Below are 17,336 nucleotides of genomic sequence, written 5' to 3' on the forward strand. Positions count from 1 at the left end.
GCGATCGGCGACCGTGCACCGATCGCCTCCATCGTCCGGAAACCTATTCGGCCGAGAGCAATTCGGCCGCCCGCGAACCGATGAACACGGACGGGGCATGGGTATGGCCCCGCACCAGAACGGGCATGACCGACGCGTCGGCCACGCGCAAGCCCTCCACGCCACGCACCCGCAGCTGCGGATCCACCACGCTCTGCTCGTCCGAACCCATCCGACAGGTGCCGGCGGGATGGTAGAGGGTGTGGGAATAGCCGTTGAGGGCCATGGCCCGCGTCTCTTCCGATTCCGGCGCGCCGGGGGCGTCGGGCGGATAGCACAGGCCGCGCAGCACCTCCTTCATCGCCGCGGTATCGGCGAGTTCACAGCAGGCCAGCAGACCGGCCATGAGTGCGGCGCGATCCCGCTCGTCGCTGAGATACTTCGGGTCGATCAGCGGTTTGGCCAGCGGATCCTTCGAAGCGAGGGTGATCGTGCCGCGACTGTACGGGCGCAGCAGCACCGCGGCCAGCACGACGGCGTGTTCGGTCGGATCCTGCAGCCCCTCGTGGAAGAACGGAGCCGGAGCGAACACCAACTCCAGGTCGGGATGGTCCAATTCGGATGTGCTGCGGACGAATCCGTACGCCTCACCGACATTGGAGGTGAGCATTCCGCGGTGACGCAGCAGGTAGTTCAGCAGCTGGACCGGTTTCTCCGCGGCGAACAGGGAATCGGAATCCACCCGGTATCCCAGGGCCGCAGCGAGATGGTCCTGCAGATTCGCGCCGACTTCGGGGGCGTGCTGTCGTACCTCGATGCCGTGCCTGTCGAGTTCGGCGCGATCGCCGATCCCCGAGAGCATCAGCAGCTGCGGGGTGTTGATCGCGCCGCCGCACAGGATGACCTCCTTGCGCGCGGTGATCGTCCGCAGCGAACCGCCGCGTGAATATTCCACGCCCACAGCGCGATTCCCGTCGAACAGCACCCGGGTCGCGGTCGCCTCGGCGAGCACGGTGAGGTTGGGACGCTTCATCGCCGGACGCAGATATCCATCGGCGGTGCTCCAGCGCCGGCCGCCGCGCTGGGTCACCATGGTCTGCGTGAAGCCTTGGGGCTCCGGCAGATTCGCCTCTTCCACGGTGTAGCCGCGTTCGGCGACCGCACGCAGGAACACCGACGTGGCCGAGCGCGGGCTGCGCTGGTGAGAGACGTGCAACGGTCCGTCGCTGCCGTGATCCTCGCGGGTGGAACCCTCGACGTTCTCGATGGCGCGGAAATGCTCGACGGCCGAGGCGAATCCCCAGCCGGGCCCCGCGGCCTGCGCCCAGTCCTCGTAATCGGCCTCGAATCCGCGCACCCACATCATCGCGTTCAACGACGACGACCCGCCGAAGGTCTTCCCGCGCGGCCAGTACACCGACCGGCCGTCCAGACCGGCCTGCGGCTCGGTGAAATAGTTCCAGTCGTAATCGGTCTGGAACAGCTTGGCGAAACCGGCCGGAATGTGGATGAACTTGTCCTTGTCCTCCCCGCCGGCCTCGAGCACCACCACCGACCGCGCCGGATCCGCACTCAATCGCGCGGCGAGCACCGCACCCGCCGAACCCGAGCCCACGATCACGTAGTCCGCACCGATCTCTTCGGTCACCTTTGCCGCCTTCCGTATGCTTGGTGAGAAGATACGAGAGATCTATCATCATCGCGGCACGAATGCGGCACTACCGCCGATACGCCCGATGAACACGGACCGTCGGATGAGGCCGGTCGTGATGTTGCCCGGCCGCGTCAGCGAATCTGCGTTCGGCCCGCACCATCGAACGCCCCGCCCAATCGGTCCGGAACGACCCGGGTTCGATTGCGGTGACATGGATTCCGAATCCGGCCACCTCCTTGCCGACCGTCTCGAGAATCCCTTCCAGCGCGTATTGCTGCCCGACTACCAGAAGACCGGCGAATGCGGAACGGTCCTCCGCCCCGGCCAAACCGTCACCGGCCGCTGATCCCACCCGGGAAACCCCCTCAGCCCCGACCGCGACACATCGGGGATTGACGGCCCGGCTCCGAGATGGAACCGGGCCGTCGGATCTTCTCAGGAGCGGTCGTAGTCACCGTGTGTGACGCCTGCGGTGAAGGCGTCCCACTCGCTGGGGGTGAAGATCAGGGCTGGGCCTGTCGGGTTCTTGGAGTCGCGGACACCTACCAGGCCGCGATCGAGGAAGACTGCCTCCACGCAATCCTTACCAGCATTGCTGCGGCTGGACTTGAACCACTTGGCCCCCGTCAGGTCGACATTCACGCTCGGTACTCCTTCGCTACCTGCCTCAACAGGCGTTTGCTGGACGCGACGTCAAGCGACGATTGCTGCATGACGTCGTACGCCCGACGATACCTGCCCACATCCTTGGTGCGCTCCAGGTACATGTCGCCAGCGTAAGACTCGATGTAGACCACAGTCGGAGATACCTTGCGTCCCTTCACATCCTGACCGAAGTCCAGGATCGTGAAGGGGCCGGGCGCGGTGCCGAGCGGAAAGCCCGCTGTGAACGGCAGGATTCTGACAGTCACGTTGATCGGCATATTTGCCAGGTGAATCAGCTGATCGCGCATCACTTCCGGTCCGCCGAGCACCGTTCGCAGAGCGCCTTCTTGCAGCACCAGCTCGATCGTCGGCGCATTGGTCTTTCGTGTGATCAGCGCTTGACGTTTTGTCTTCAGCTCGATGCGGCGATCGAGTTCTTCGTCGGTGATATCCGAGAAGTAGATTCGGTCCGCCGCGCGAGCGTAGGCCATTGTCTGGAATAGTCCACTCGGCGTGTCAGGCCGGAAGATCTGGATATGTTTGGCGCTGGATTCCATGCCGACATAGAGGTCGAAATTGCCGCTCATGATGTCGTCATACGCCTGCCACCAACTCTTTCCAGCGCTCTGCTTCGCCAGGCCGACGAGTCCGGCCACCACCTCCGCATCCTCGATGTCGTAAATCCCGCACAGCGCTTCGACGTCGATGACCCGCACGTTCGGAGACTTGCCCGCTTCGATACGCGACAGTTTGGACGCGGACCATTGCATGAGCGGTGCGACCTCTTCGAGTTTCAGACCGGCGCCCAACCGGTTCTCCTTGAGGTATTGACCCAGCTGTCGGCGCGGCAATGTAGTCGAGTTGTCATCGCTGCTGTCGTTCGTCGTCACGGTCCCTCCGTTTGCATGGTGAGCGATGGCGGTTTGCATGATGAGAGAAATCGAATGGAACGCTGCGAACCGCTCTGGGGTTTCGGAAAACCTGAGATGCATGTGCATGGTGCGCTTGAGATCTCGGTTTATCCAGTGTTCTCCTGGAGACACCCCGGCGACAGGGGAAACGGATCGGCAAGCCACTCAACCGAATTGGCCCTCGGATGCGGCTCGATCCACAGCGTACCCGAGTCCGCGTCGTTCGTCCGCAGGTCGGCGAGTGAGGTGTTTCGTCGTCGCGGGATCCCAATCGACGCCATGAAATATGAAGGGGCGGAACCATGTTGAAATCCCAACCGGATTGCGCGTTGCCTCGGCGATCACCCGGCGCCCACTGGGCGTGGTCGGCGAACTGCCCGGACGCGGGCACGCTACCGGAGGTGGACGATCCGACCCCGGAGCTGATCCACCGCGTCCGGGATGCGTTGCGCGCCTGGGCGTCCACCGATCCGGCCGCGAGGTGACGGACCGTGGTCGAAATCCTTCCGCCGACCGATCACGCACCGCTGGCAGTGATGTCGATCGAACTCGCCCACCGAATCATGCAGTGGCACATCGACTGTCCGGTCACCATCTGCGCGGTCAAACGCCAGGCGAAGACCCGCCTGATCCAGGCGCAACGTCTCGTTCCCGCCGATCAGCCACACTTCGGCATCTGAACGCGGCCCGATGAGTAACCCACACAACGGAGGTTGTCAGGAAGATAGAACCGACCGCCCCTCCCTGGGGCGGGAGTGAACGATCGGCCATAGTCCCTGACTCTACATAGCTTGCGGTCCTGAAGTCGAACACGCAGTGACTTCGAATTGCCCTCCGGGACAACGAGAACGGGCCGCGTCGTCCATGACGACGCGGCCCGTTCCCCGGGGAGATCAGTCCTCGGCGACGATCACGCGGACGTCGATGTTGCCGCGGGTGGCGTTGGAGTAGGGGCAGACCTGGTGGGCGGCGTCGGCCAGTTCCTGGGCCTGGTCGCGGGTCAGGTGCGGGAGGGTGACCTCGAGGGTCACTTCCAGCTTGAAGCCGCCCTCGTCGTTGGGGCCGATGCCGACGCGGGCGCCGACGGCGGAGTCGTCGATGTTCGCCTTGGCCTTGGTGCCGACCATGCGCAGCGCGGAGTGGAAGCACGCCGAGTATCCGGCGGCGAAGAGCTGCTCCGGGTTGGTGCCCTCGCCCGAGCCGCCCATCTCCTTCGGGAAGGCCAGGGCCGCATCGATTTTGTTGTCGGTGGTGCGGACGTGACCGTTGCGGCCGTCGCCGGTGGACAGCGCCTCTGCCGTGTACAGGACCTGCATCTCAGTTCTCCTTCGCGGTATGGGCGCTCAATGCGCCGTTGAGGCGCTGCAGCAGTGCGTACAGCGTCCCGATATCTTCCGATGACATTCCGGCGGCCTCGCCGATCTCGGCCGGGATGCCGCAGGCGCGTGCCCGCAGCGCCCGACCGGATTCGGTGAGCTCGATCTCGACGCGGCGCTCATCGACCGCCGAACGATTCCGCGTCACCAAACCAGCCACTTCGAGCCGCTTGAGCAGCGGCGACAACGTGCCCGAATCCAACTTCAGCGCCGCGCACAACTCCCCGACGCTGCGACCCTCCCGCTGCTCCCACAGCGCCAGCATCACCAGATACTGCGGATAGGTCAGCCCCATCGCCTCCAGCTTCGGCCGGTACACCGCCGTCATCGACCGCGATGCGGAGTACAGCGCGAAGCACAGCTGCTGATCCAGAGCCAGTTGATCGGTCACGTCCAACAATGTAGTACACAACTAAGTTGCGCGCAACCATTCCTGAACGATCCCGTCACCGGGCGACGACCGCAGATACGGCGTCCAGCGCGGGCCGCGGCACACGCCCCAGAATCTCGCCCAGATCCCCGCCAGGAGTCCCGGTCCACCCCTCACGAAACGCGCGATAAACCCCGAGCAGCACATCGGCCATCTCCCCCGAAATCCCCTGTGAGACAACCATATTCAGGAACTCCTCATCCCCGACGGGCCGATATTCGATCCGCCTCCCCGCAATCGTCCCCGCCAACTCCGCCAGATCGTCCCAGTCGACACTGTCCGCCGAGGTCAACGTGCAACACCGCCCGCGATACCGATCGTCGACGAGCACCCGCGCGGCAGCCTCGGCAAGATCATCGATGTGCGCCGGAGCACAGCGCGCCCGCCCCGCCGGAGCCGCGAGCACCCCCGCGCCGATCGCCGTCGCCACATCACGACCGACCGTCTGCGCCAGCCCGTACGTGGTGCGCAGAATCGTCGCCTCCCCGGACAGGTTGCGCAGCAACGCTTCCGAAGCCGCGAAGTCGGACATCATCGGCGGCGGATACTGCTCGGGATCGGGCCAACTCACATAGACGATGCGCGGCACACCCGCCGCCACGGCCGCCCGGATCGCCGCGGCATGCTGCACGCCCCGACGCTCGGCCGGGGTGCCGTAGTTGGTGCCGTTGATCAGCACCGCCGTCACCCCGTCGAACGCGGCCATCATCGAGTCGGGCACATCGAAATCGAAGCGCCGCAAGGCAATTCCGGACCCGGCCAGCGCACCGACCGCCTCCGGATCACGAGTGCCACCGACGATGTCCACATCGGGAACCAACCGCCGCAACCCATCCAGCACGGGCCGCCCGAACAGTTCGCCGCCGACTCCGGTCACGAGAAACATACGAACCCCTGTAATCTCCGAAATGAACCGGGTCATTTGACCCGCTTGAAACTATACGGGTCAGATGACCCGCTTACCAGACGGGAGTGTGCCGGTGCCCGACCGCCCGCTGCGTGCCGACGCGCGCGACAACCGCACCAAGATCCTCGCCGCGGCCCGATCCGCCTTCGACGACCTGGGCCCCCAGGCGAATCTGCGCGAGATCGCCCGCCGCGCGAACGTCGCCCAGGGCACCGTGCACCGCCACTTCCCCACCAAACAGGCCCTGTTCGCCGCGATCATCACCGACCGACTCCACGAACTGACGCAACTCGCACAGGACCTGCGCGCCGAACACGACCCCGGCGACGCCTTCCTGGCGTTTCTCACCGCGACCGTCGTCAATGCTCGCGACAACCGTTCCATGGCAGCGGTTTTCGAGGAGGCCGGTAGTACCGAGGAGATGCGCGAGGCGGGTCGGCAGATGGACGCCGAACTCACTCACCTGCTCGAACAGGCCCAAGCTCAGGGCACCATCCGCGATGACGTCGACTTGGCCGACATCCACGCCATCGCCGCCGCGGTGCTGGCCGTCGACGCCCACCCCGCTCCCGGCGACACCGACCGAACCCGCCGTGTCACCATCGTGCTGGACGGCCTGCGACCGCCTCGCTCCCGGGACGCCGCCGAACCATGATCAGTCGGCGAACAGCGACGGCCGACTCCCGAATCTGCTGTGGTGGAACAGCTTTCACGAATCGGACAGAACACGGGTGATGAGGGTGGTGTTCGATCAACCCACCCACCGCGATGAGGTACCGTGTTCGGCCGCCACCACAGCGGCCGAGAGTTGGATCCCGCCACCCGGATCCTCGCGGGCACGCCGTCGACGCCACCCACGGTCCGTGCGGAAGTGGCGTCCCTCAGTCCTCGATCGGCGGAATGTTCGCCAGCCGTTCGGCTTCCGCGTCGACGGCGGCGGCATCCATGTACGCCTCGGTGGTCAGTTCGAGCATGCTGGCCCAGCGGGTGATGCGGGGTTGCCAGCGCTGGATGTAGGCGTGGGCGTGGGCCGCTTCGGGGATGTTGCCACTGGCTTCGGCGGCGGTCCGGGCGGCGGTGGCGGCCGACACCGTGTTCTCGGCCAGGGCCAGCTGTTCGCGGCAGTGGTCGGGGGTGAAGATCTCCTCGCGGACAGTGTCGGCCTCGAGATGCAGGTTGGAGATCAAGCCGCGGAGCCGGGGATCGAGGGGTTGGATGCTGGGGCGGCCCGCGTCCGCGGCGGCCTTGGCGCGGCGGGCGCGACGTTCGGCGTCACGACGATCCCATTCGGCCAACTGCTCGCGATAGTCCTCGACATCGGTCACGCTCACCGTGCGGTAGACCAGCGGCGCGGCCAACGACATCCGTTCCGCGCCTTCGTGATCGAAGATCACCGCGCCGACGCGCTGGACCGGCTGCCCCGGCTCGGGACGATCCTCGACCAGGGCGTCCAGCACATCGTGGTAGTGCTGCTCGGTGATCTCGTCACAGCTGACGTCGAACAGCGCGGTACCCACCTCGATGAAGGTGCGGCAGACCCGGCCGGTGACCTCCTCGGGCGAACCGAACTGTCCCCCACCGCGATCCACCCGGCTGGTGCCGTCGAACCTGGTGTAGGTGATTTCCCAGCTGTAGGTGTCGGGCCCGTCCATCGCTGTCCTCCGTCGGCACATGATCGGTTGGCCTGCATGAAAAAATCCGGTACAGCACCGTAGCTCACGACCGGGATCGACAGGCCGGAGATCAACTAGTCCGCGGGAAGTTCGACACCCTCCGCGGCGGCCTTGGCGACCACCTCGTCGGGAAATACATTGCGGAACAGGTACAGATCCTGCCCCAACCGCCAGCCCGGCGCCAGCGCAACAGCGTAGCGTTCGAAATACCCGAGCTGCTTACCCATCAGAATCAGCTGCTCAGGACCGAAAGCGCCACGCCGCTTACCGAATTCGACCAGCCGCGCGGCAACCTTGCCCATATCCAGTTTGGCGAGTTTGCCCGACAGCACCGGCGCGAGCGCGGTCGCCAGCTGGCGGCCGATGGTCGCATCGTCACCGGCATCGGCCTCGACCAGATCCAACTCCCGCAACGCGCGCGCCACCGGCCGGAAATCCCCGTCGATGGCACTGGCGTGGAACAGCGCGCGCACGAAATCCCGCCACGGCGGCGTCATCGTGCCGACGATCCCGAAATCGAGCATCGCCGCCCGCCCGTCGTCCAGCAGCCACAGATTGCCCGCGTGCACGTCGCCGTGGAAAAGCCCGTGCACCACAACGCTTTCCAGCCACGCCTTGACCAACCGCCGGATCAGCAACTCCGGATCCGGATACGCCGCGCGGATATCGTCGAACCGGTCCAGCGGCAGCCCGCTCATCCGTTCCATGCACAGCACCCGCGGCCCCGAATACTCCGGATACACCTCGGGAATCGCGACCCCGGCGTTGTCGCCGAAGGCGTGCAGATTCTCCCGGGCGCGGGCCTGATTGGCCGCCTCGTTGCGGAAATCCAGTTCGGCGACGGTCGTCTCGTACAGATCGCGAACCACGCCACCGACATTGGCGACCCGCGCGTTCTCCGACCGCCGCTCCATCATCCGCGCCAACCGGAACGCCGCGCGCAGATCCACGATCATCCGCCGCGCGATATCGGGCCGCTGCACCTTCACCACCGCGGGTCGCCCGTCGGCCAGCACACACCCGTGCACCTGCGCCACCGACGCCGCCGACAGCGGGGTGTTGTCGAACTCGCGGAACAACTCCTCGATCGGATGCCCCAGATCGGCCTCGACGATCCTGCGCGCATCCACGCCGGGGAACGGCGGCACGTCGTCCAGGCAGCGCAGACAGGCGTCGGCGAGTTCGGGCGGGAACGCACCCGGCGAGGAGGCGATCAACTGCCCGAGCTTGACGAACATCGGGCCGAGCATCTCGAAGCCGTCGACCACGCCGTCGGCCATGGCGTGCCGCCGCTTGGCCCTGCGCAGCCCGCCGCGCATCACCCGGCGCAGCGTGCAGCCGCCGAGCACCGAGCCGATGACCGCGGTCCGCCGGAACTCCGCGAACCCGAATTTCTCCAGTGCCGGACGCACCACCCGCTCATCCGACGGAGTCGAGGCCGTCACCGATTCCGCCGTCACCGTGCGCCCGCCGCATCCGCGCGACCGTCCCACCGCGTGCTGCCCGATATGCCGACCATCTCCTCGCTCGCCGTCCGCATCGCTCTCGACCACCTCGTCCGTATCACTCACCCTGCCGACCGAACGGCCCCGGATCGCAGCCCCGCCCGGACACCGGCATCCAGGTGTACGGCACCGAGTGTACGACCCGGACGCCGGGGTCCCGGTTCACGCCGGAACGCCGAGCCCCGCCGCCAGCACCGGCCAGGATCGTTTCAGCGCATCCTGCCAATATCCCCAGGAATGCGTGCCCGCCGGTTCGAAATCGAAGGTCGCGGGGATGCCGAGTTGTCCGAGACGGGTGCGCAGATTGTGCGTACACCAGTTCACCGCCGCCTCGATGACGCCGCCGATCACCATCTGATCGGCGTAACCCGACACCCCGGGCAGCATGTGCGGGCCGTTGTAGGTGTCGTACATCCCGGGTATGCCCGAACCACTCGAAACGAACAGTTTCAGCCCGCGCAGCCCGGCGGCGTGCACGTACGGATCGTTGGCGGCCCACATCGGATCGTCGTCGGGTCCGTACATGTTCACCGTGTCCCCGCCGCCCCAGTCCTCGACCGCGAGTTTCACGAATTCCCGCCCGATCGGATCGCTGATCTGCGCACATCCGCTGTAGGCGGCGACCGCGCGGTACAGGCCGGGTTTCGCGATCGGCAGCTGTAGTACCGAGGTACCCGAAGTCGACAGTCCCGCAACGGCATTCGCACCGGTGGTGGCGAAATTCGCGGCGATCAGCGGCGGCAGTTCCGCGGTCAGGAACGTCTTCCATTTGTACAGACCGAGTTTCGGATCCCGCGCCCGCCAGTCGGTGTAGTAACTCCACCGCCCGCCGACGGGTTGCACCACGATCACCTGTTTACCCGACAGGAACCGCTGCACATCGGTATTACGCTGCCAGGTCGCCGAATCCTGCCCTCCCCCACCGCCGTTGAGCAGATACAGCACCCCCGCGGGCGCTTTCGGATCGGCCGGACGCTGGACGTTCACCATGATGTTGGTGTTCATCGCGGCCGAATGTACGCGCAGCTGAACGGTATTCGCGTTCACCGGCCAGGTGCCCGTCACCGCCGAGCCGTCGGGAGCGTCGGCCGCACCGGGCGCGGCGGCCAGCACAGCCGCCACCACGCTCGCCACGGCCGCTAACACACTGGTACGCAATATATTTCGATTCATGAAAACTCTCGATGCCACGCCCGGCCTCGACCGGACAAGGTGATTGGACGCGAGTATGCCTGCCGGGCACGATAATTCGTCCCGGCAGGCAACCCGTGATGAAGGATCTACAGCTTCCCGCCACCACCGAACAGCCACGGATTGAAGGTGCACTTCAGCGGCGCACCCGGATCGAGAGTGTTGAGGATGATCGAGAGCACCCGCGGCGAGTACATCATCGTCAGATGATCGGACAGGTCCTGGTCACAGCCGTCCTGCAGGGTGATGTTGTGCACCGTCGCACCCGGACCGGGTTGCAGGAACGTCAGCGTGTACGGCGTGGTGACCTCGTCGTAGCGGGTCCCCACAACCGTGTAGTTCACCCCGGGCACGGTGTCACCGCCCGCGTTGAGCTTGTTGATGAAGTCCGAACCGACGGTCTGCTGAATTCCCGAGTGCCCCACGAAGATCTCGACCAGACCCAGCACATCGATGCCGAAGTTGTTGACCGCGCGCCCCAACGCGCCGATCCCGTCCAGGGTCGTACCGTGATTGGTTGCGCCGAAAGTCATCTCGTGATCGACCTTGGCCGCACCGCCCTCGAATTTCAGGTACCACCGCGACATCGGCCCGCCCTGCGAATGGGCGACGATATTCACCTTCGGCGCACCGGTGGCCGCGAGCACCCGATCGACGAACGCCGAGAGCTGCTTGGCCGAATCCGGGATGTTCTCGGTACCGTTCGCACCCGGCAGCACCGACCCCAGACCGCCACCGGCCAGCAGATTCGACTGACCGTAGTTGAACGTGTAGACGCAGTACCCGGCGTTCTTGATCGGCTGGCTGATGTACGCGAAGTTGTCGTACGCGTTCTCCCAGGTCCCGTGCACCAGCACCACCGGCTCGGGATGCTGCGCGGTCGGCTTGCAGCCCCAGTCGTTGGTGCCCGGCGGCGCCACGTTCGGATGCAGCAGCGCATAACCGAAGGCGGCCAGGAACGCGGTGCTCGCCGGGCCGTAACCGACTGTGTCCGAGGATGTTCCGCCCTGCGAGCCCGAACTCGAGCCCGAACCGCCGTAGCAGTCACCGGACCCGTTGCCCGACCCCGCGCCGCTGCCCGAGGTGCACGCCGAACCCGTACCGGCGCTACCGGTATCGACGATCGGCTTGGCGGCCTTGTTCTTCAACCCCTTCGCGATGAAATCGGCGAGCGTTTGCCCGGTCGGACGCTGGGCCGGTGCCGGTGCCGGGGCGGCGCTCGCACCGACGCTGCCGAAACCGACGGTGAGCAGTGTGACGCCCAGGAGAACCACGGCGCGTAACGACCGGACACGGGTAGTTCGTCTCATTCCAAACCTTCCTGCTGAACCACGGTGTTCTCGGTTCCGTTGCCCGGCAAGCGATATCCGGGCATCGGAAACTGCGCTCACGCTAGGTTCCGGGCAGGGCGGCTCGATACGGTGCGACCAGGGCTCTTCGAAAACTCACTAGCGCACCGGGCGGTCCCGGTGAGAGTGCACAACCGCGATATGGGCATGAAAAAGACGAGGAAGGTTCGGAAGTACCGAACGCCGACGCTCAGCGCGTCGCAACGGTGATCTTGCTGGCCTGACCGTGGAACGCCTTCGCAATGGCATCCCATGCCGACGGCAACTCCGCGGCGAAGGACGACCACGCGTGCGTCCCGGTCGGCTCGTATTCGACGGTGAACGGAATCCGCAGTTGCGCAAGACGTTCCGCGAACCGCTGGGTACACCGGAGCGCACCGGCCTCGAGCGCGGCGCCGCCACCGGACTGCTGCAACGCGCCGACCACATTCGCGGAATCGGCGATCGTCTCCAGATCGGGCAGCCCCGGAACCCCGGTCGCGGCCGACAGATAGATCGCGGTGCCGCGCAGTTTCGCCGCGCTCAGGAAACTGTCGTGGGCGAGCCAGGCCGGGGAATTCGGTGGCCCCCACAGATTCTCGGGATTACCACCGCGCGAGGCCACGGTGATGCGAGTGAGCGCCTCGCCGATATCGTCTGCCGTGGAATAACATCCGCTGATTCCGGCCACCGCACGGTAGAAACCCGGATGCCGCTGCGCGAGCATCATCGCCCCCTGCGCACCCATCGACACCCCCGCCACCGCGCGACGACCGTCGGAGTGCAGATACGCCTCCACGATCGGCGGCAGCTCATCGATCAGGAACGTCTCCCAGCGGTTCAGGCCCAGGGTGTGGTCGTAATGCTGCCAATCGCTGTACATGCTGCCGACGCCGTCACCGGTCAGGATGACATCCACCGGTTTGTCGGCGAAGAACGCGTCGGCGTGGCCCTTGGTCAGCCAGTCGGAGGTGGGCGAGCCGTCCACGCCGTCCAGCAGATACAGCGCGGGACGCGGTCCCGGTCCCGCACCGCGCAGCACGTCCACCGGGATCACCCGGCTCATCGATGCCGAACGCACATAAAGGCGTTCCCAGTGCGGCCCGCGGGTCTCGGTGCTGACCAGCGCCGATCGGCTCGACTCCGAGCCGAGGCCTGGCGGTACCGGATCGGCGCTCACGGGCGCGGCGAGAATCGCGCAGGCCACCAGCGCCGCGGCCACAACGAGGGGCGTACGCGTGGTCATGAGACGCCGGAACCCGCGTCGCGCGCGAGCCCGCGCGCATGATCCCGATCGATCCGGGCCGTACTCACACGTACTCCTTCGAAACAAGGCAGCGCATCCTCGGTGGTCACAAGGGAATGACCGGCGCGGAAACCCCGCCGGACGCTGGGGTGAGGGTTGCGTCCGGCGGGTCGGATCCACACGCACGCGCACCAGTTGGCGGGAGGGGTTGGAAGTCCGGTTGCCATGGTGCGGAGGTACGTTCACCGGGTGGGTGGTTTCGGGGCACCACCCGGCAGTGGTCGGTGCGGGAACCGAACCGGCGCACTCCTTCCTGTTCCGGGTACGGTGCCGAACACCTGCTCGCGCCGTCGACCGCGCAAACACCGGCGGCGCGTGCGGATAACGATACGGCTACGGAACCCATCCAGCGATGCGTTGCCGGTATCCGATGACAATTCATGAATCGCCCACCGAACGTCTAGGGGCGACACACAAATGCCCGTCGGCGACAGCTATCCGCCGGAATTCACAGCGAATTCCCGGACATCACCGCGCGACGCCCGAGAACCCGCTCTCGCGGGCCGAATCCCGGTGCCGCACTGCATATCTCAGCACTCGTCGGGAGCCGGAATCCCCTGCAACCGTTGATCCAACCAGGCCGCGGCCTCCGGATAACCGAGCGCGTCGGCGATCAGATGTTCGCCCAATACACTCCGATACTGCGCCCGCGCGCCGAGCGCGCACTGCTGGAGGTAGTAGTCGTGCGCGCCCTGCGCCGGAATCCAGAACTCCTGTTGCCCCTGGTAGACATACAGCGGCACCGGCGATTTCATCCCGTTCATGGCGGTGACCGCGTAGATCCGGTCGGCCAGCGGACTGTGCAGCGCGTCGGGCATGTCCGCGGCCACGTCGGCGGGCAGCATCAGCAGGCCGATCGGGGCGAAGGTGCTGTCACAGGTGTCCTTCAACGGCGAGATCGCCGCCCAGCGCGCCAGATTGTTCATCCGGCCCAGGATCTCCGGACGTTCCCGCGCCACCCCGAAGGTCGCGGCCAGGAAGATCCCCGAGGCCAGATTCGCGTTCATACTGCCCGCCAGCATCCGGTAGTCGACCGGTACGCCGCCCAGCGCCGCGCCGACGATCACCGTCGCCAATTCCGGTGCGTAGGAATCGATCAGCCCGACCGCGCCGCGCGTGGCGATCGCGCCGCCGGAGTAACCGTGCATGGCGAAACGGCTGGCGCCGAATTCCTCCGGGCGAAGATTGCGCACCGCGCGAATCGAATCGAGTACCGCGTGTCCGGCGACATATGGTTCGGCATAGGCCATTCGCGGTCCCTCGTGATCGGGAATCAGCACCGCGTAACCGCGCAGGACCGCCAGCTGCGTCGTCGGCGGGAGGTCGTCACCGGCGCTCGAGTGTGAGTTGAACCCGTGGGCCAGTGTGTAACCCGGGGTGCAGGCGCGTCCGAGCGCGTCGATCGCCAGGTTGTTCACCACCACCGGCCGCTCCCCCGGCCCGGACCAGGCCGTCGCCGGAATCACCAAGGTGGCGGTGGCGAAGGAGGGTCCGCCGTAGGCGTCCGTGGTCCGGAATTTCAGCAACAGCGCCTGGCGGACCGGAACCGCCAGCACCGCGGCGGCCGTCGCGGTCACATCGCGGGCGGCGATGATCGCGCCGGGCGTCTCGGCGGCCAGATTCGCGGGCCACTGGTCGAACATCGGATCCCCGACATTCGAGGGCATCACCGCCTGTTGCAGTCGCACCAGATCCGCCGAGGTCCCCGGTGCGGCCGCGATCGGATCCGGCGGCGGCACGATCGGCGGCGCGGGCACCACCGCGTTGATCCACTGCTGCACCGCGGCCGTATTGATACCCGGCAGCGCCGGAATCGCCGGGAGCGCGGGCGGATTCGGCGCGGCGGGTATCGGCCCGGCATATCCGACACCCGCGGCCGGGCCGCAGACCAGTGCGATGACAATGAGCAGGACACGCCAAGTACGCATCACGCACCCCCAGACGAACTCACCCCGGTGCCTCCAACCGCGCACCCACCCCGAAAATGAGTCCGCCACACCGCGTTGTTCGAGCGTACGTCCGCCGAATGTGTTGCCGCGTGGTCGTTTTCCGATCGTATGCGCGGTGAGTCCGGTTCGAGACCGCCCGGACCGCGCGCACGCCACCCGAGCGCGATCATCGCGATCGCGGCGGGCAACGGACATTCCGGGTGCGGAGACCGCACACGCCGAGGCGCGGCACACCATCAGCAAACATTTCGATGCCGACCGACCGGTCGCTATTCCTGTGCCATCACACTTTTCGGCCCCGATGCCCTAACAAAGCCCTCACCTGCGGCGATAACCTTCGGTAGGCGATCGGATCACTCGCCGCGCGGCGCGCCGCACGAACGTTCGTACATCCGATCGTGCATCGGTAAATACGAAATCGGAGTTGGCTTGCCTCAGTGGCGAATTCGCGGTAGATCTTCGAGAGTGACAGTCGATCGCGCGCAGACTTCGCCGCTGCGGCACAGCTGGGAGCAGATACCGGAGACCGCGCGGGCCGCGGTCGAGGTGTTGACCGGTCCGATCCTGCGAGTGGATCCGGTCAACGCGGGATTCAGCAGCCATCTCGCCGCCGTCCTCGAAACCGCGCGAGAACGCACCTTCGTCAAGGGCATTCCGCTGAACGATCCGGAGGTGTGGTCACAACGCCGCGAGGCGAATCTGTGGTCCTACGTCTCCCCGATCGGCCCGCCGATGCGCTGGCACGTCACCGCCGGGGGCTGGGATCTACTCGGATTCCATTATATACCCGGACATTTCGCCGATTACCGGATCGACGCGGATCTCGCGGCCACGGCCCGGACCATGGCCGCGCTGGCCGAGCTACCCTGCCCGCCCGAACTCGAGATCAACGACGCGGTACAGCGCTGGGGCCGCTACGCACCCGATCCGGGCGAACGCAGGCTGTTCGCGGGATCCACGCTGCTGCATACCGATTGGAACTATTCCAACGTCATCATCGGCGAGCACGGCACGGCACGGCTGGTCGACTGGCCGTGGGCCACCCGTGGCGCGGCCTGGATCGATCCGGCGTGCTGGATCGTCTGGCTCATTCTGGCCGGGCACGAACCGGCCGAGGCCGAACAGTGGGCCGCGCGAACTCCCGCCTGGCACACCGCGACCCACCATCAGCTGTGGGCGTTCTCCGCGGCCCTGGCCGGAGAATGGGAGACCACCGCGCACCGCCGCCCGAACATCTGGACACACAGCCTGCGCGATGCCGCGCGCCGCTGGGCCGACCACCGCGCCGTGTCCTGAGACCCGCACCGCCGCCCCGAACCGCCTAACTCGCACCGCCGTTCGCCCGCGCGGCGATCACACCGTCGAGGTGACTCGCGGTGATCTGCCGCGCGGCATTGGCCACCGCCGTGATCATGCAGCTACCGAACGCGCCGTGCCGATCGAACAGCGTCGCGGTGCCGACCGCGATACCACGCTCGCTCAGATGGTTGTCCGCCTCGACGCCGATGTCGCGGCCGACCGGCATGCGCGAGAGTGCCACGGTCAGATCGGTATTGATGAAACCCACCCCGGCATCGGACCAGTTGGTCACCATACTGGTCTGCTCACCGGCCATCGCGGCACGCGCGAACGGCGACGTCGCCTCGCCCGCGATCACCCCGACCGGACTCTGCCAGCTGCGTTTACGGCTGGCGTTCTCGTGTTCGGACGGCACCCGCGACCACTCGCCCGAGGCGTCGCTGTGCCACAGCGGCGCGTCGGGACCGGTCGAGGCCGGCGCGACGTCCGGCGCCGGCGGCACCGGCTGCTGCGCGCGCGTCCAGATCTCCCCGGGCGGCTCCTGCGAGGGTTGCAGGAACACCACCGACGCCCGCGCCGCGGCTACGCCGTCGGCCAGCACCGTCGCGTCGGCGAGCCGGATGCGGCGGCCGTCGCGCACCCGCTGCGTGGTCACCGTCAGCTCGCGCATGGGCGCGGGTTTGAACATGTCGACGGTCAACCGCACCGGCACGAAACCGTCCGTGCCGTGCGCGCGTTCGAGCTCCCGGGCCAGCAGCCCGCACAGCGCCGGACCGACCACCTGCTCGGCGGACCACTGACTCGCCGCTATCGGATACGGCGCGAATCGGTCGCCGCCCAACTCCTCGAAGTAGCCGTACCGATCGCCGTCGAACTCACTCATTTGCGCCACGCCCTGCCCGTCTCCCGGTCACCACGTAACCGATCTTGCTTCCCAGGCAGATATAGCACGCATATGAAACGTGTTCTCATCACCCCCTCGACGACGTCGCGGAACGCGCCCGTACCGCCCGGTCTCCAGATTGCCGACCGGACGATTTGCCGCCGGATTTGAACTGGCGTCCAGATAGCAACACGACAATGCGGTAACGGCAGCCCCGCATACCGCCGACGTTGCCGAACAGCAATCCGGCAGCACCCGAAACGCGCACTGCGACTGCACAATCGATGTTGCAGATGTACT

General features: G+C 66.5%; 18 protein-coding genes. 5 read left to right on the plus strand and 13 right to left on the minus strand.

Features of this window, described 5'->3' with window-relative positions; genetic code table 11:
* Positions 1-43 precede the first annotated feature (43 nt).
* On the minus strand, positions 44-1,627 hold the full coding sequence (locus NRB20_RS02530) for a GMC family oxidoreductase (RefSeq protein WP_319944353.1): 1,584 nt from the start codon (positions 1,625-1,627) through the stop codon (positions 44-46).
* Positions 1,628-1,844: 217 nt separating this feature from the next.
* Here NRB20_RS02530 and NRB20_RS38825 point away from each other — a divergent pair, with 217 nt between their 5' ends.
* Positions 1,845-1,979, plus strand: a complete 135-nt coding sequence (locus NRB20_RS38825) for a hypothetical protein (protein ID WP_264766327.1) — start codon at positions 1,845-1,847, stop codon at positions 1,977-1,979.
* An 89-nt stretch (positions 1,980-2,068) separates the two neighbouring features.
* On the opposite strand, the gene NRB20_RS02540 is transcribed toward NRB20_RS38825, so the two are convergent.
* Together NRB20_RS02540 and NRB20_RS02545 are read right to left on the minus strand one after the other, a co-directional pair.
* On the minus strand, positions 2,069-2,275 hold the full coding sequence (locus NRB20_RS02540) for a DUF397 domain-containing protein (protein WP_319944354.1): 207 nt from the start codon (positions 2,273-2,275) through the stop codon (positions 2,069-2,071).
* Positions 2,272-3,168, minus strand: a complete 897-nt coding sequence (locus NRB20_RS02545) for a helix-turn-helix domain-containing protein (RefSeq protein ID WP_319944355.1) — start codon at positions 3,166-3,168, stop codon at positions 2,272-2,274. Before NRB20_RS02545 ends, NRB20_RS02540 begins: the two co-directional genes overlap by 4 nt.
* A gap of 323 nt (positions 3,169-3,491) precedes the next feature.
* On the opposite strand from NRB20_RS02545, the gene NRB20_RS02550 reads away from it, so the two are divergent.
* Positions 3,492-3,674, plus strand: coding sequence for a hypothetical protein (locus tag NRB20_RS02550; RefSeq protein ID WP_153407501.1), 183 nt, complete (start codon positions 3,492-3,494; stop codon positions 3,672-3,674).
* Positions 3,675-3,680: 6 nt separating this feature from the next.
* The gene (locus tag NRB20_RS02555; protein ID WP_153407502.1) at positions 3,681-3,869 is read left to right on the plus strand and encodes a hypothetical protein; all 189 of its coding nucleotides are present in this window, start codon (positions 3,681-3,683) and stop codon (positions 3,867-3,869) included.
* A gap of 213 nt (positions 3,870-4,082) precedes the next feature.
* Here NRB20_RS02555 and NRB20_RS02560 read toward each other — a convergent pair whose 3' ends face one another.
* The 3 genes from NRB20_RS02560 to NRB20_RS02570 are packed head-to-tail and all read right to left on the minus strand — an operon-like array spanning position 4,083 to position 5,881.
* Positions 4,083-4,505 (minus strand): organic hydroperoxide resistance protein, encoded by a 423-nt coding sequence (locus NRB20_RS02560; protein ID WP_153407503.1) that lies wholly within the window; start codon positions 4,503-4,505, stop codon positions 4,083-4,085.
* Position 4,506: 1 nt separating this feature from the next.
* Positions 4,507-4,956, minus strand: a complete 450-nt coding sequence (locus tag NRB20_RS02565) for a MarR family winged helix-turn-helix transcriptional regulator (RefSeq protein WP_319944356.1) — start codon at positions 4,954-4,956, stop codon at positions 4,507-4,509.
* Positions 4,957-5,011: 55 nt separating this feature from the next.
* Positions 5,012-5,881 carry an NAD(P)H-binding protein gene (locus NRB20_RS02570; RefSeq protein WP_194289692.1) on the minus strand — a complete coding sequence of 290 codons (870 nt, stop codon included), beginning with the start codon at positions 5,879-5,881 and terminating at the stop codon, positions 5,012-5,014.
* A gap of 64 nt (positions 5,882-5,945) precedes the next feature.
* Here NRB20_RS02570 and NRB20_RS02575 point away from each other — a divergent pair, with 64 nt between their 5' ends.
* Entirely contained in the window at positions 5,946-6,557 is a 612-nt protein-coding gene (locus NRB20_RS02575) for a TetR/AcrR family transcriptional regulator (RefSeq protein WP_153407506.1), read from the plus strand.
* Between the two features lie 226 nt (positions 6,558-6,783).
* Here NRB20_RS02575 and NRB20_RS02580 read toward each other — a convergent pair whose 3' ends face one another.
* From NRB20_RS02580 to NRB20_RS02605, 6 genes are all read right to left on the minus strand, one after another.
* Positions 6,784-7,554 carry a hypothetical protein gene (locus NRB20_RS02580; RefSeq protein ID WP_153407507.1) on the minus strand — a complete coding sequence of 257 codons (771 nt, stop codon included), beginning with the start codon at positions 7,552-7,554 and terminating at the stop codon, positions 6,784-6,786.
* Positions 7,555-7,649: 95 nt separating this feature from the next.
* Positions 7,650-9,020, minus strand: a complete 1,371-nt coding sequence (locus NRB20_RS02585) for an ABC1 kinase family protein (RefSeq protein ID WP_406603778.1) — start codon at positions 9,018-9,020, stop codon at positions 7,650-7,652.
* A gap of 222 nt (positions 9,021-9,242) precedes the next feature.
* Positions 9,243-10,253: an alpha/beta hydrolase gene (locus NRB20_RS02590; protein ID WP_153407508.1), complete on the minus strand. Its 1,011-nt coding sequence runs from the start codon at positions 10,251-10,253 to the stop codon at positions 9,243-9,245.
* 107 nt (positions 10,254-10,360) lie between these two features.
* A complete protein-coding gene (locus NRB20_RS02595; protein WP_153407509.1) occupies positions 10,361-11,581 on the minus strand; it encodes an esterase/lipase family protein in 1,221 nt (406 codons plus the stop codon).
* A 229-nt stretch (positions 11,582-11,810) separates the two neighbouring features.
* Positions 11,811-12,845, minus strand: a complete 1,035-nt coding sequence (locus NRB20_RS02600; protein ID WP_153407510.1) for an alpha/beta hydrolase — start codon at positions 12,843-12,845, stop codon at positions 11,811-11,813.
* A gap of 590 nt (positions 12,846-13,435) precedes the next feature.
* A complete protein-coding gene (locus NRB20_RS02605) occupies positions 13,436-14,833 on the minus strand; it encodes a lipase family protein (protein ID WP_153407511.1) in 1,398 nt (465 codons plus the stop codon).
* Between the two features lie 486 nt (positions 14,834-15,319).
* On the opposite strand from NRB20_RS02605, the gene NRB20_RS02610 reads away from it, so the two are divergent.
* Positions 15,320-16,150: an aminoglycoside phosphotransferase gene (locus tag NRB20_RS02610; RefSeq protein ID WP_153407512.1), complete on the plus strand. Its 831-nt coding sequence runs from the start codon at positions 15,320-15,322 to the stop codon at positions 16,148-16,150.
* 25 nt (positions 16,151-16,175) lie between these two features.
* Here the strand turns inward: NRB20_RS02610 and NRB20_RS02615 are convergent, their stop codons facing one another.
* The gene (locus NRB20_RS02615) at positions 16,176-17,036 is read right to left on the minus strand and encodes an acyl-CoA thioesterase domain-containing protein (RefSeq protein WP_153407513.1); all 861 of its coding nucleotides are present in this window, start codon (positions 17,034-17,036) and stop codon (positions 16,176-16,178) included.
* Between the last annotated feature and the right edge of the window lie 300 nt (positions 17,037-17,336).

Source organism: Nocardia macrotermitis (assembly GCF_009604405.1).
Lineage (GTDB): Bacteria > Actinomycetota > Actinomycetes > Mycobacteriales > Mycobacteriaceae > Nocardia > Nocardia macrotermitis.